At 68.6% G+C, this 13,648-nt stretch carries 14 protein-coding genes and 1 riboswitch; of the genes, 11 read left to right on the forward strand and 3 right to left on the reverse strand.

Features of this window, described 5'->3' with window-relative positions; translation table 11 throughout:
- Nucleotides 1-64: 64 nt before the first annotated feature.
- Nucleotides 65-505 (reverse strand): MmcQ/YjbR family DNA-binding protein, encoded by a 441-nt coding sequence (locus LDQ05_RS12660; RefSeq protein WP_226437312.1) that lies wholly within the window; start codon nt 503-505, stop codon nt 65-67.
- A 176-nt stretch (nt 506-681) separates the two neighbouring features.
- Between LDQ05_RS12660 and LDQ05_RS12665 the strand changes: the two genes are divergently transcribed.
- The 11 genes from LDQ05_RS12665 to gcvP all read left to right on the forward strand — a co-directional run bounded on the left by LDQ05_RS12665 (nt 682) and on the right by gcvP (nt 10,482).
- Nucleotides 682-1,308, forward strand: a complete 627-nt coding sequence (locus LDQ05_RS12665; RefSeq protein ID WP_226437313.1) for an NUDIX hydrolase — start codon at nt 682-684, stop codon at nt 1,306-1,308.
- Nucleotides 1,309-1,409: 101 nt separating this feature from the next.
- Nucleotides 1,410-2,045 (forward strand): CDP-alcohol phosphatidyltransferase family protein, encoded by a 636-nt coding sequence (locus LDQ05_RS12670; protein ID WP_226437314.1) that lies wholly within the window; start codon nt 1,410-1,412, stop codon nt 2,043-2,045.
- On the forward strand, nt 2,042-2,893 hold the full coding sequence (locus LDQ05_RS12675; RefSeq protein ID WP_226437315.1) for a DUF881 domain-containing protein: 852 nt from the start codon (nt 2,042-2,044) through the stop codon (nt 2,891-2,893). Before LDQ05_RS12670 ends, LDQ05_RS12675 begins: the two co-directional genes overlap by 4 nt.
- Nucleotides 2,890-3,249: a small basic family protein gene (locus tag LDQ05_RS12680; RefSeq protein WP_226437316.1), complete on the forward strand. Its 360-nt coding sequence runs from the start codon at nt 2,890-2,892 to the stop codon at nt 3,247-3,249. The genes LDQ05_RS12675 and LDQ05_RS12680 overlap by 4 nt, the downstream gene beginning before the upstream one ends.
- A gap of 6 nt (nt 3,250-3,255) precedes the next feature.
- Nucleotides 3,256-4,023, forward strand: a complete 768-nt coding sequence (locus tag LDQ05_RS12685; RefSeq protein WP_372461099.1) for a DUF881 domain-containing protein — start codon at nt 3,256-3,258, stop codon at nt 4,021-4,023.
- 46 nt (nt 4,024-4,069) lie between these two features.
- The gene (gene gcvH / locus LDQ05_RS12690; RefSeq protein ID WP_226437317.1) at nt 4,070-4,474 is read left to right on the forward strand and encodes a glycine cleavage system protein GcvH; all 405 of its coding nucleotides are present in this window, start codon (nt 4,070-4,072) and stop codon (nt 4,472-4,474) included.
- Nucleotides 4,475-4,626: 152 nt separating this feature from the next.
- A complete protein-coding gene (gene garA / locus LDQ05_RS12695; RefSeq protein WP_226437318.1) occupies nt 4,627-5,091 on the forward strand; it encodes a glycogen accumulation regulator GarA in 465 nt (154 codons plus the stop codon).
- A complete protein-coding gene (gene ftsR, locus LDQ05_RS12700; protein ID WP_226437319.1) occupies nt 5,091-5,828 on the forward strand; it encodes a transcriptional regulator FtsR in 738 nt (245 codons plus the stop codon). Before garA ends, ftsR begins: the two co-directional genes overlap by 1 nt.
- Nucleotides 5,829-5,958: 130 nt before the next feature.
- Nucleotides 5,959-6,432 carry a bifunctional nuclease family protein gene (locus LDQ05_RS12705; protein ID WP_226437320.1) on the forward strand — a complete coding sequence of 158 codons (474 nt, stop codon included), beginning with the start codon at nt 5,959-5,961 and terminating at the stop codon, nt 6,430-6,432.
- Nucleotides 6,433-6,670: 238 nt separating this feature from the next.
- A complete protein-coding gene (locus LDQ05_RS12710) occupies nt 6,671-7,297 on the forward strand; it encodes a MerR family transcriptional regulator (protein WP_372461100.1) in 627 nt (208 codons plus the stop codon).
- Between the two features lie 52 nt (nt 7,298-7,349).
- A riboswitch (glycine riboswitch) is annotated at nt 7,350-7,449 on the forward strand.
- Between the two features lie 162 nt (nt 7,450-7,611).
- A complete protein-coding gene (gene gcvP, locus LDQ05_RS12715) occupies nt 7,612-10,482 on the forward strand; it encodes an aminomethyl-transferring glycine dehydrogenase (RefSeq protein ID WP_226437321.1) in 2,871 nt (956 codons plus the stop codon).
- Nucleotides 10,483-10,620: 138 nt separating this feature from the next.
- Here the strand turns inward: gcvP and LDQ05_RS12720 are convergent, their stop codons facing one another.
- Nucleotides 10,621-11,799, reverse strand: a complete 1,179-nt coding sequence (locus tag LDQ05_RS12720; protein ID WP_226437322.1) for a metallophosphoesterase — start codon at nt 11,797-11,799, stop codon at nt 10,621-10,623.
- Complete coding sequence (locus tag LDQ05_RS12725; RefSeq protein WP_226437323.1) at nt 11,796-13,496, reverse strand: substrate-binding domain-containing protein; 1,701 nt, start codon at nt 13,494-13,496, stop codon at nt 11,796-11,798. The genes LDQ05_RS12720 and LDQ05_RS12725 overlap by 4 nt, the downstream gene beginning before the upstream one ends.
- Between the last annotated feature and the right edge of the window lie 152 nt (nt 13,497-13,648).

A 13,648-nucleotide genomic window follows, 5' to 3' on the forward strand; every position in this document is an offset into this window, starting at 1 on the left:
GACCGACCACCGACGCCTTTCCGCGTTGACGCGGCTCGCCGCAAAGCCGGCCGCGCCCGACCGCTCACTCGCCGCGGCGTCGGGCGGGGGAGGAGTCGAGCGCACGCACCAGTCCCGCCGGCGCCGTCACCCGGAACGACATGTCGAGCAGTTCCGCGATCTCCACCCAATCCACCGCCTCCTCGCTCCCGCCGGAAGCCACGTTCCCGGACACGGTCAGATCGACCCCCACCCACCCCGCCGGCCCCAGATAGGCCGGAACGAAACAACGTGGCTCGGACAACAGCGCGCGGCGTTCCTCGGCATCGGGCTTGACCAGAAGCGACCGCGGGTACGCCACCCGGGTGTCCTTCTCGGCTCCGCCGTACACGGCGAACGCGGTCTTCGTGTGGAAGAAGGGCCGGCCGTGCGAGACCTTCTCGGCGGCGCCGGGGAAGGCGAGCGCGAGCGTGCGGACCCGGGCGAGCAGGGGATCGGCCTCATCGAACATGACCGGATGCGGCATGCCGCGAGCCTACTCCGGACGAGTGCGACCACGCGGAAGGCCGGACGGGTCGAACAACACTCACCGGAGCATCCCCCGCGCACCATTCCGAATTTCGGACTATACGGAAATCAAGAATAAGCCGAACGCTCCAGTGAAGCCCGCGAACCGCCCCCGCGCGCTCTACTGTCGGAACCATGCCCGCCGCCCCCACACCGGACGCTCTCGCATCGGACTCCCTCACAAGCGCCCTCTCCGCCTTCGATTCGACGCGCATCCCACTCGACGGCCGACGCCACGCCGCCGTCGTCATCGCCATCCTCGACGACGATGCCGGAAACCCGGTCATGCCACTGACCCGCCGACCCTCCCGGCTCCGCGCACATCCCGGACAATTCGCGCTCCCCGGTGGCGGTATCGACCCGGGGGAGACCCCCGAGGAGGCTGCGCTGCGCGAACTCCACGAAGAACTCGGACTCCGCGAGACCTCCGACAGCATCGTCGGACGGCTCGACGACTACGTCACCCGATCCGGATACGTCATGTCTCCCTTCGTCGTCAGATCGACCGCGACCATCGACACCCTGCGTCCCAGCCCCGACGAAGTGGACGTCCTGTTCGCCGTCACCGAGAACGAACTCGATGCCGAACCCCGATTCGTCGACATCCCCGAATCGGACAAGCCCGTGATCCAATGGCCCTTCCGCGGTCATCTCATCCACGCCCCGACCGCCGCCGTCGTCTACCAATTCCGTGAGGTGGCCCTCCACCACCGCCACACTCGCATCGACGGACTCGAACAACCCGTCTTCGCCTGGCGTTGACGCGATCCCCCCGACGATATGGAAGGCTGGACCGGCCGACGTCCGGTACCGGCCGCATCCGGAAGGACGACACGCACCGCAGACGAACGGATGACAGGACGATGACCGACGTGACGGACCAGGACGCCACCGACACCGGTGCCGACCGCATCGTCACCGTCCCCAACGCACTCAGCATCCTGCGTCTGCTCGGCGTCCCACTGTTCCTCTACCTACTCCTCGGCCCCCACGCCGACGTCTGGGCCCTCCTCGTCCTCGTCGCCAGCGGCGTCACCGACTGGGCCGACGGCAAACTCGCCCGCCTCCTCGACCAGAGCTCACGACTCGGCGCCCTGCTCGACCCCTTCGTCGACCGCCTCTCCATCGTCGCCACCCTGATCGGCCTCGTCGCCCGCGGCATCCTCCCGTGGTGGATCGCCGCCGTCCTGATCGGCCGCGAACTGGTCCTCGCACCCACCCTCGTCGTCTACCGCCGTCGCGGACTACCCCCACCACAAGTCCTCTACCTCGGAAAAGGCGCCACATTCCTCCTCATGTGCGCCCTCCCGTTGCTGCTACTCGACCTCGCCGTCCCCGCCACCTCCGTCGTCGCCCACCCCCTCGGCTGGGCCGCACTGATCTGGGGCACGACCCTGTACGTGTGGACCGCACTGCTCTACCTCCTGCAGTGTTACCGCACCGCCCGCGCCGTACCACCACACCCGAGCGCCCCCGGCCACGGCAGGGCCACCGGATGAGTCGACGCTGGGAACGCACACCCCGCAACCCCGTCCCGTCCCTGCTCAAATCCCTCCTCGAGGACCACCTCGACCCCGGCTATGCCGCCGCAGCGGCCGAGCACACCACCGACCGGCCGGCCACCGCCCGCGCCTGGCTCACCGCCGGCCTGGTCGTCACCGGCGTCGTCCTCGGAGTCGCCTTCGCGCACAACCGCGCCGACGACCCCGGAACCGACGGCGCCCGCGCCGAGATCCTCGCGTCCCTCGACGCCACCGACACCCGCGTCGACACCGTCGCCGCACAACGCGATCGGCTCACCGACGCCGTCGCCGCACAACGCGCCGAACTCGTCGCCGATGACGCCCGCGGCGCAGCCGCACTCGACGCGTTGACCGCAGCCGAGGACGCCGCCGCGACGAGTCCCGTGCACGGCCCCGGCGTGACCGTCACACTCACCGACCCCGCGGCCCGCCCCAACCTCTCCGACTCCTCCCAGCGACCGAGTACCCGTTCGGCCACGATCCTCGACCGCGACCTGCAATCCGTCGTCAACGCCCTGTGGGCGGGCGGTGCCGAAGCCGTCGCCGTCGGCGGAGTCCGCATCGGACCCGGTGTGACCATCCGCCAGGCCGGCGGCGCCATGCTCGTCGACAACCAGCCGGTCTTCTCCCCGTACACCGTCGACGCCATCGGGCCCACCACGCGGATGCACACCGACTTCGTCGTCAGCGACGCCTACCTGAGGCTCGCAGGCATCCACCAGCTCTACGGGGTAGGTTTCACCATCACCGAGGACGCCGAACTCGAGCTACCGGCAGCCCCGGCCCGCACCGTCGAATCAGCTCGGGAAAAGGAGACCCGGTGAGACAACTCCGACACGGACACGCCCTCTACGCGGTGGCTGCTCTCGCGCTCGGCATCGTCATCGGGATCGTGTTCTCTCCCCAGGTACCCGCCGCCGTCCAGCCCTACCTGCCGATCGCCGTCGTCGCGGCCCTCGACACCGTCTTCGGCGGCCTACGCGCCTACCTCGACGACATCTTCGACGCGAAGGTCTTCGTCGTCTCCTTCATGTTCAACGTCCTCGTCGCCGCACTGATCGTCTGGCTCGGCGACCAGCTCGGTGTCGGTACCCAGCTGTCCACCGCCGTCATCGTCGTCCTCGGCATCCGCATCTTCGGCAACGCCGCCGCACTGCGCAGGCGACTGTTCGGAGCGTGACCCTCCGTGAGTGACGACACACCCACCGGCCGCCCGACCGGCAGCGAGCCGCCGAGCGAGGCGCGAACCACCCCACCGGGCACAGCACGGAACCGGTTGCTGTTCCCGGTGCTGGCCGGGGTGCTCATCGTGCTGCTCGGCATCGCCATCGCCACCCAGGTCCGCAGCACGGGAACCGGCGATGCCCTCGACTCCGCGCGACCCGCCGACCTCCTCGTGCTCCTCGACAACCTCAACCGCCGCGAAGCCGCGCTGCGCCAGGAGGTCAACACACTCGAACGCACCCTCGACAGCCTCCGCACGAACGGTTCCGATGCGGCGCTCGCCGAAGCGAACAGCAGGCTGCAGAACCTGTCCATCCAGCTGGGCACGGTCGCGGCCACCGGCCCGGGCGTCGTCCTCACCCTCGCCGACCCGCACCACGGCATCGGCGCGGAGATCGTCCTCGACACCATCCAGGAACTGCGCGCGGCGGGCGCCGACACCATGCAGATCGCCGGGGCGGACGGGACCGCGGTGCGGATCGGAGTCGATTCGTGGGTCACCGGCGTCGGCGGGAACATCACCGTCGACGATCGGGAACTGACGGCCCCGTACACCGTGACGGCGATCGGTGACGGTCCCACTCTCGCGGCGGCGCTGAACATTCCCGGTGGTGTTGTCGACACGGTGTCCCGGGTCGGTGGGACACTGACCATCGAGCAGTTCGCCCAGGTCGATGTACCCGCCTTGCGGGAGATCGAACCGCGCCAATACTCTCAGCCCGGAAATTGACACAGACGTTCGTACCGAATCGTCGTTGCCCCGAAAGGATCTTCGAGTGAGCGAGTTCGACACTCCCGCCGACCTGCGTTACACGGCGGAACACGAATGGGTGCTGCGAACCGGCGTGACCACCGCGCGGATCGGAATCACCGACTACGCGCAGAAGCAGCTCGGCGACGTCGTGTTCGTCCAGCTTCCCGACACCGGTGCCGGAATCACCGCCGGTGACTCGTTCGGTGAGGTCGAGTCGACGAAGAGCGTGTCCGACGTGTACGCGCCGCTGACCGCAACGGTCGTCGCTGTCAACGGCGATCTCGAGGCGAGCCCCGAACTCGTCAACAGTGCCCCGTATGCGGGTGGCTGGCTGATCGACATCGAAGTGGCCGCGCAGGCAGATCTCGATGCGGCGTTGGAACAGGCTCTCGACGCAGCCGGATATCGCGCGATCACCGAGGGCTGACGCAGCGACCGGTAACGTACGACAACCTGCACCGGGAGCTGCACACAGGGTACCGTCGAAGTGAACGTGTGCCGTGTCGGCGCGTGGCCCCCGGCGAACGAGATCGACGATCCCCCGGGCCGCCCGGGGGATCGAACGGAGAAGGAGAAACGGTGAGCGAGAACGGCAACGCGGGCTACGAAGAGACTCCGGCGGAGACCACATCGGTGTTCCGCGCGGACTTCCTCAGCGAACTGGAGAATGCGGGATCCGCGTCGACGACCGACGCACCGGTGTCGGGTGTGGAGGGGCTTCCCGCCGGATCCGCGTTGCTCGTCGTGAAGCGTGGCCCCAACGCCGGATCGCGGTTCCTGCTCGACCAGCCGACGACGTCGGCGGGTCGCCACCCGGACAGCGACATCTTCCTCGACGACGTGACGGTCAGCCGTCGTCACGCCGAGTTCCGCCAGGACGAGGGCGATTTCCAGGTCGTCGACGTGGGCAGCCTCAACGGAACCTACGTCAATCGCGAACCCGTCGACTCCGCGGTCCTGGCGAACGGCGACGAGGTGCAGATCGGAAAGTTCCGCCTGGTGTTCCTCACCGGTCCGCGGAGCACTCAGGGCGCGGGTAGCTGATGACGGCTGCCCACCAGCCGGCACCGGCAGGCATGTCGATCGGGTCCGTGCTCGATCGGCTGCGCCCCGAGTTCCCGGACGTGACGATCTCGAAGATCAGATTTCTGGAATCGGAAGGACTGATCAGCCCGGAACGGACACCGTCGGGGTATCGTCGCTTCTCCGTTGCGGACTGCGAGCGGTTGCGCTATGTGCTGACCGCGCAGCGCGACCAGTACCTTCCGTTGAAGGTGATCAAGGAGCAACTCGAGGCGATCGATCGCGGTGCGGCCACGGTGGGTTCCGTCGACACTCGCCCGCGGCGGCCGCGTCCCCTCGCGGTGGCCCCCGGGGAGGTCTCACCCGAGGACCTGCGCTCGGATCATCAGGTCCGCGTCGCTCGTGACGATCTGTGTGCACGCGCAGGAATCGACGTCGCGTTTCTCAACGAATTGGTCGGATCCGGACTGCTCGTACCCGGTCCCGCAGGGTATTTCGACGATGATGCGGTGCTGATGGCCCGCACGGCCAAGTCGATGTCGGAGTTCGGTCTGGAGGTTCGCCACCTGCGTGCCTTCAAGCTTGCTGCCGATCGGGAGGCGGGGCTGGTCGCGCAGATTGCGGGGCCGGTCGCGAAGGGACGCGATGCGGGGGCACGTGAACGGGCCGAGGAGATGGTGCGTGAACTCGCGGCACTGTCGTTGACCCTCCACACCTGCCTGGTGAAGGCCGCGGTTCGGGGCGCACTCGATCGGTGAGGGCCGATCCGCCGGTCCCTTCCGGGACCGGCCGATCGGCACCTGACGGACCCTGCGCGAGCACACTAGACTTCAGGCAGAACGTGTCAGGGTGGTTCGCCACTGACGGTCAGCGGACGGAGGCACCGCGATGAGCGAGATGCGGATAGTGGGAATTCGGGTCGAGCAGCCACAGAATCAGCCCGTCCTGCTGTTGCGGGAGGTCGACGGCGAACGCTACCTGCCGATCTGGATCGGCCAGATGGAGGCCACGGCGATCGCCCTCGAACAGCAGGGGGTGGAACCTGTCCGGCCGCTGACCCACGACCTGATCAAGAACCTGCTCGACACTTTCGGCCACGCGCTACGCGAGGTGCGGATCGTCGATCTGCAGGAAGGCACGTTCTACGCCGACCTGGTGTTCGACGGCAACGTGCGTGTGTCCTGCCGGCCGTCCGATGCAGTCGCCGTGGCGCTGCGCAGCGGCGCGACCGTGTACGCGGAGGAACCCGTGTTGGCAGAGGCCGGTCTGGTCATGCCCGACGAACGCGAGGACGAGGTCGAGAAGTTCAAGGAATTCCTCGAATCCGTTTCGCCGGACGACTTCAAGGCAACCGACGGCTGACCGTTGCCTCGCTCTCCGTCGTCGACCGGGACTCGAGGGTGGTCGGCGGGGTGTAGAGTCGATCGTCGGCTTCGCGCCCGGCGTGTTGCGGCTCATTGTGCGCTGGGGGGCGTACGCTGGGTGAATCCGTGAGGGATCACTCGGTGAAGCCGGCGGTGCTCGGTGATCGGAACCCGTGGGGAGTCCGCTCACCGGTCGCGACGAGGCACATCGGGGCGCGCGAGAGGGAGTCACTACAGTGCGAGATCGGCCGCAAGGACAGCAGTTCGGTGCCGACGCCGGGCACCGCTCCGAGCAGTCGGTGGATCCGACCGTCACCGACGACGCACAGCCGGGCTTGTTCCCCGATGATTCGGTGCCCGACGAACTCGTCGGCTATCGCGTACCCATCGCCTGTCAGATCGCCGGCATCAGCTACCGCCAGCTCGACTACTGGGCCAGGACCAACCTGGTCGTGCCGTCGATCCGTGGCGCAGCAGGGTCCGGCAGCCAGCGCCTGTACTCCTTCAAGGACATCCTCGTTCTCAAGATCGTCAAACGGCTCCTCGACACCGGGGTGTCGCTGCAGAACATTCGTGTCGCCGTCGACCACCTCCGGAGCAGAGGCGTCCGGGATCTCGCGAAGATCACACTCTTCTCCGACGGCACCACCGTGTACGAATGCACCTCACCGGAGGAGGTCGTCGACCTGTTGCAGGGCGGCCAGGGCGTGTTCGGTATCGCAGTGAGCGGCGCGATGCGCGAACTGACCGGCAGCATCGCCGATTTCCCCGCAGAACGCGCCGACGGATACGAAGTCGAGGAACGTCCCGAGGACGAACTCGCATCCCGCCGCCGCAATCGGATCCACCGCCGCATCGGCTGAGTACACCGCACCGGAACCATCGCCCTCCGGTGTTCTAGAATCGACACTGCGTCGCCGTCACGCGGGAGAGCCCCGGAAATGCTGTATCCCCGGGCGCCGAAGGAGCAGCACCTCCCCGTCAATCTCTCAGGCACAAGGACCGCGTGGGCTCCGACGTCTCTGGAAAGTGGTGGGAGCACCCACCCGCCCACGGGGAAAGGTTCCGCGCCGGAACCGAATCTCTCAGGCGCTCGCAGTCGAGCATCCGACAGAGGGGGAGGAACCCACCGTGCGCCCGCACGGAGCTGGGCCTCGCCGATCAGCCGGGAGCTGCGATGACAGACGCCGTCACCTCGACCTTCACCGACCGACATCTCGGTCCGGACCCCACCGCGCTCCGTCGCATCCTCGACGTGGTCGGCGTCGGTTCGCTCGACGAACTCGCGGCGAAGGCACTCCCCGCCGGAATTCTCGACGCGCGCCTCGAGGGCGTCGCCGAAGGACTCGACGTGCTCGATGCACCTCGCGAAGAACACGAGGTTCTCGACCGACTCCGCGAGATCGCCGCCGGTAACGCCGTGCTCACGTCGATGATCGGTCAGGGATACTACGACACGTTCACCCCGCCGGTGCTGCAGCGCGGCATCGTCGAGAACCCCGCCTGGTACACCGCGTACACCCCCTACCAGCCCGAGATCAGCCAGGGCCGGCTCGAAGCGCTGCTGAACTTCCAGACCATGGTCGCCGACCTCACCGGAATGGAGGTCGCCAATTCGTCGATGCTGGACGAGGCCACCGCGGCCGCCGAGGCGATGACCCTGCTGCGGCGCGCCAACCGCCGATCGAAGAGCCCCCGCATCGCCGTCGATCGCGACCTGTTCACACAGTCGGCCGCCGTCCTGACGACCCGCGCCGAACCGCTCGGTATCGAGATCGTCACCGCGAATCTCGTCGACGACGGACTTCCCGAGGGGGACTTCTTCGGTGTGATCGTGCAGATTCCGGGTGCATCGGGCCGGGTCTTCGACGTCGCGCCACTGATCGCCGCGGCCCACGAGCGGGGTGCGCTGGTGGCTGTCGGTGCGGATCTGCTCGCACTCACCCTGCTCACCCCGCCGGGTGAACAGGGTGCCGATGCGTGCTTCGGCACCACCCAGCGTTTCGGTGTCCCGATGGGATTCGGCGGTCCGCACGCCGGCTACCTCGCCGTGAACTCGGTGCACACCCGCAACCTGCCCGGCAGGCTCGTCGGGCTGTCCGTCGACGCCGACGGTGCTCCCGCCTATCGTCTCGCTCTGCAGACTCGGGAACAGCACATCCGCAGGGAGAAGGCCACCAGCAACATCTGCACCGCGCAGGTGCTCCTGGCGGTGCTCGCCGCGATGTACGCGTCCTATCACGGTGCGGAAGGCCTGATCCGAATCGCCCGGCGCGTCGCCGGGCACGCCACCGCCCTCGCTGCGGGTCTGCGTGCGGGTGGCATCGAGGTCGTGCACCGGCACTTCTTCGACACCGTGCTCGTGCGGGTTCCGGGTCGCGCCGACGACATCGTCGCGGCGGCACTGGACCGGTCGATCAACCTGTACCGGGTGGACGGAGACCACGTCGTGGTCGCCTGCGACGAGGCCACCACCGATGCCCACGTGAGTGCGGTACTCGCTGCGTTCGCTGTCGACGGCAGCCCCGTCGATGAAGTCCCCGCGGACGCGGAGTCCGCGATCCCCGACGGCCTGGTCCGCACGAGCGGTTTCCTCGAGCACGAGGTATTCGCGCGCTACCGCACCGAGACGTCGATGATGCGCTACCTGCGGCGGCTGTCGGACAAGGATCTCGCTCTCGACCGCACGATGATTCCGCTCGGTTCCTGCACGATGAAACTGAACGCGGCCGTGGAGATGGAAGCCATCACGTGGCCGGAATTCGCCCGATTGCATCCGTTCGCTCCGGCCGATCAGACCGCGGGGATCCGCCGTTTGATCGCGGACCTCGAACGGTGGCTCGCCGCCGTCACCGGGTACGACACGGTGAGCCTGCAACCGAATGCCGGGAGCCAGGGCGAGTACGCGGGCCTGCTGGCGATCCGCCGTTATCATCTCGATCGGGGTGACGAGCACCGTGACACGTGCCTGATCCCGTCGAGCGCGCACGGAACGAACGCCGCGTCCGCGGTGATGGCCGGCATGCGCGTCGAAGTCGTGGCGTGCCGCCCGAACGGTGACGTCGACCTCGGTGATCTGCGTGCGAAGATCGCCGACCACGCGGAGCGTCTCGCCGCGATCATGATCACGTACCCGTCCACGCACGGCGTGTACGAGCACGAGATCGAAGACATCTGTGCGGCCGTCCACGACGCGGGCGGCCAGGTGTACATCGACGGCGCGAACCTCAACGCCCTCGTCGGACTGGCCCGGCCGGGTCGGTTCGGTGGCGATGTGAGCCACCTGAATCTGCACAAGACGTTCTGCATTCCCCACGGTGGTGGTGGGCCCGGTGTCGGACCCGTGGCGGTACGCGCGCACCTGGCCGAGTACCTGCCGGGGCATCCCTTCGAACCCGGACTCGGTGCCGGAGGCCCGGTGTCGGCGGCGCCCTACGGTTCCGCCTCGATCCTGCCGATCACGTGGGCGTACATCGAGTTGATGGGGGCGGAGGGACTGCGGCGGGCCACGCTCACGGCCATCGCGTCGGCGAACTACCTCGCGCGCCGACTCGACGAGTACTTCCCCGTCCTGTACACGGGCGCAGACGGGATGGTGGCGCACGAGTGCATCCTGGATCTGCGCGGGTTGACGAAGGACACGGGCGTGACCGTCGACGACGTGGCGAAGCGTCTCGCCGACTTCGGGTTCCACGCTCCGACGATGAGCTTCCCGGTGGCCGGCACGCTGATGGTCGAACCGACGGAGAGCGAGGATCTCGCGGAGCTCGACACGTTCGTGGATGCGATGGTCGCGATCCGCGGTGAGATCGACCGTGTCGGGGCAGGGGAGTGGCCTGTCGACGACAATCCGCTCCGGAATGCGCCGCACACCGCGGAGTGCCTGGTGGAGGAGTGGGACCACCCGTATTCACGGGAGACCGCGGTGTATCCGCTGGGGAAGGGGAGGCGCGCGAAGGTGTGGCCGCCGGTGCGCCGGATCGACGGTGCCCACGGTGATCGGAACCTCGTGTGCTCGTGCCCGCCGCTCGAGGCGTACGGAGACTGATCGGTCGCTTCGGGGTCGTGGTCCGGGAACCACGACCCCGAACGTTTACCCGCCACTCTTCTGCATGAGACGGAATGCATAGAAAAACCGAATAACCCTCCGACCGCACCGTCTCTCACCCATCCCGAACGGGAGGGCTCAGCCGCCGGTCGAGGTGAGTTCCAGCACGGAGATCTCGGGGGGAGCTGCGATCCGCACCGGTGGCCCCCAGGCGCCGGCGCCGAACGAGGTGTAGATCGTGGTGTCGCCGAACCTGTCGAGTCCGGTCACGGTCGGATTCGCCAATGAGACGAGGTATCCGAGCGGCCACATCTGACCGCCGTGGGTGTGGCCGGAGACCTGCAGGTCGACACCGAGTTCGCGGGCTTCGAGGACATGCTTCGGTTGGTGGGCGGCGAGCAGCACGAAGCTGTCGTGGGGGATTCCGTCGAGCGCGGCGGGGACGTCGGCGGCATCGGGCTCGGGCGCGGTGTAGTCGTGGACGCCGGCGAGCGCTATCCGGTCGTCGCCACGGGTCAGGACGACGTGTTCATTGCGCAGGGTGCGGACGCCGAGGGACTCCCAGTGGTCGAGCCAGTTCGCGGCATCGTCGGAGTAGTACTCGTGGTTTCCGCTGACGCCGTACACGCCGAGTGGGGCCTCCAGATCGGTGAGGGGAGCGAGATCCTCCCCGACGAACGCGACGGTGCCGTCTGCCAGGTCGCCGCCGAGCACGATCAGGTCGGGTTTCGTGGCGTTGACGGCATCGACGACCTCGCGCACGAACGCAGCGCCGCGGGCGGGGCCGACGTGCAGGTCGGTCACGAGTGCGACTCGGAGTCCGTCGAATCCGGTGGGCAGGGCGGCGAGGGGCACGGTGGTCCGGACGATGCGGGGGTGGGCGGCTGCGACTGCGCCGTATGCGACCGCCGAGACCGCGGCGACGACCACTGCTGCGGTGGCGACCCGGAGTGCTCGCCGCGATACCGGGGCGTCGGACGGGATGTCCGCTCGCGCACGTACCCGCCGGGTCACCCACCCGATTCCACGTCCGATCGCGACGACGGCGAGTCCGAGGATCAGGTAGAGGCCGACGGCGATCCACGACCATCCGAGGTAACCGAGTGGACGGGCCCAGGCGGGATCGAGGACCGTGCCGGTGACCGACGCGGCCAGGGCGAGTACCGCGAGGGTGCCGAGCGCGATGTCCGCGGCGCGCGCCGGTGTCCGGCCCAGGCCGGTGGCTCGGACGAGCCTGCGGTGGAACCAGTAGGTGATGAGGGCGAGGACGGCGCCCACGACGACGAGACGGAGCGCTGTCAGGACGGGCACGATCACGAAAGGAGCCTTCGGAGTGTGTCGGCGAGATCGGACCCGCCGGTGGTGACGGTGCGGAACGAGCCACCGGTCAGTTCGGTGATTTCTTCGAGGACGGTCGTGTCGTCGAGGTCGTCGGTGACGGCCAGGACGTCGATTCGTACGGGTGTGGCGGGGTCTGTCAGGGCGGTGACCTGTCGCAGGAGCCCGGCCGGGCCGAGGGCGCCGCTGTCGTTGCCTCCGACGATGACGAGCAGCGAGTTCGGTCGAGTCGGATCGTAGTTCTCCACGGCGTCGGTGTACGCCGCGAGAATCGCGGGGTGCACGGGTGCGGTGGAGGTCGGTGCGATGTCGTCGAGTGCGGTGGACAGGGCGGTGCGTTGGTTGGCGGTCAGTCCGTCGCGGGCCACGAGTGTACGCAGCGGTGAGCCGGAGTCCGCCGGGGTGTAGAGGCCCAGGACCGATGTGCTGCGCGAGCGCGCGACCGTGTCGGCGAGCGCGGACGACAGGCCGTCCCCGGTCGTGGTGGTCGTCGTCGATGTGTCGACGAGGATCGTCGCCTTGCGCGGGGACATCGGGGCGAGGCGGATGTCGCGGAGGAGTGCGGCGACGTCCGCCGTGACCGGCGCCAGGATCTCGTCGCCCGCGGCCTGATCCGGTGTGCGGAAGCCTGCGGCGAGCAGGACTTCGGAGTGATCGGGTTGCCGGATGTAGTCGACGATCTCGTCGGCGGCGCGCGCGAGGGTCTCGTTCGTCCAGGGAGCGTCGACGACGACGGCAGGGAAGTCCGCGACCGGGGTGGCGCCGGCCGGCTGTACTGCAGACAGTGCCGGTTCGTGACCGTCGGAGGCGATGTCGTGGAGTTGCTTCTCGATGACGGGGACGGAGTGGACCGGGGCGGCCGGGTCGGGGGCGGCGGCGAGGGCTGTGAGCACGTCGGAGGTGGTGGGGCCTGCGCTGGATGCGAGCGCATTCGCGCCGAGCGCGAGTTCGGAGACGGCGTCGACCGCGGCGGGGGAACCGGCATGGCTCACGGTGAGGGGGTCGGTGCCCACTCCGGATGCGGCTGCGGCCACGGCGGCGAGAGCGAGTGTGCTGGCGTCGGTGCGGGCGCCGGTCGGCAGTGCCGCGCGCAGGGTGCCCCAGCGGGGCAGGCCGAGGGCGGCGAGTTCGGCCGGGTCGGTTTGGAGGGCGGGGAGGTCCGACCAGGTGATCCGTGCGGCGGTGAGTGTGTTCGCGAGTTCGGTCGGGGCGGCGAGGACGATCGGGGACCGGGCGAGGGAGCGCGGGGTGGCGCCGGTTCCGGTGTCGGCGCGCAGTGCGGCGGCGGTGTCGAGGGGAATCCACAGTGACGGTTGGGGGCCGAGGTCGGTGTTCCATCCCGCTTCGCCGGTGAGTGCGGTGATGGCGGCGGTGGTGTCGACGCTGGTGATCTCGGCGGTGATGCAGTGGTCGCGGACGATGCGGGGGCCGTCTGCGGTCCAGTCCTGTGCGAGTTCGGTGAGGGCGGGGGCGATGAGGGGATCGGCGGCGATGTGGAGGACGAGGTCGCCTTCGACGCATGTTCCGGCGGCGGCGGTGGCTTGTTCGTCGATGCGGTCGCGGAGTTGGAACCAGCCGAGCACGGCCAGGACGAGCAGTGCGACGGTGGCGACGGCGATGATCGGTCCCTTGCTGATGCCTCGTGTGCCGCTGGCACCGCGATGTCGGCCGCTCACGTCGTTGTTCGCCTCGCTTCTGTCGGTGTCGTCCGGTTTTCGAGTCTAGTGGTGTGGCAGGAGTGGGGCGTGTGCGCTGGGAGTTGTGTGTGGTGGAGGGGGCCGCGCACGCATCGCGATTCTTCCGGGGCTGGTCACGTACGTGGGGCGCA

Origin of the sequence: Rhodococcus yananensis, assembly GCF_020515525.1 — a bacterium.
Lineage (GTDB): Bacteria > Actinomycetota > Actinomycetes > Mycobacteriales > Mycobacteriaceae > Rhodococcus > Rhodococcus yananensis.

What these genes read in the sequence shown, in the direction of transcription:
- LDQ05_RS12670 (WP_226437314.1), top strand. Translation starts at nt 1,410, where the DNA reads ATGACCGACGTGACGGACCAGGACGCCACCGACACCGGTGCCGACCGC.
- gcvP (WP_226437321.1), top strand. Translation starts at nt 7,612, where the DNA reads ATGACAGACGCCGTCACCTCGACCTTCACCGACCGACATCTCGGTCCG.
- LDQ05_RS12705 (WP_226437320.1), top strand. Translation starts at nt 5,959, where the DNA reads ATGAGCGAGATGCGGATAGTGGGAATTCGGGTCGAGCAGCCACAGAAT.
- LDQ05_RS12660 (WP_226437312.1), bottom strand. Translation starts at nt 505, where the DNA reads ATGCCGCATCCGGTCATGTTCGATGAGGCCGATCCCCTGCTCGCCCGG.
- ftsR (WP_226437319.1), top strand. Translation starts at nt 5,091, where the DNA reads ATGACGGCTGCCCACCAGCCGGCACCGGCAGGCATGTCGATCGGGTCC.
- LDQ05_RS12665 (WP_226437313.1), top strand. Translation starts at nt 682, where the DNA reads ATGCCCGCCGCCCCCACACCGGACGCTCTCGCATCGGACTCCCTCACA.
- LDQ05_RS12675 (WP_226437315.1), top strand. Translation starts at nt 2,042, where the DNA reads ATGAGTCGACGCTGGGAACGCACACCCCGCAACCCCGTCCCGTCCCTG.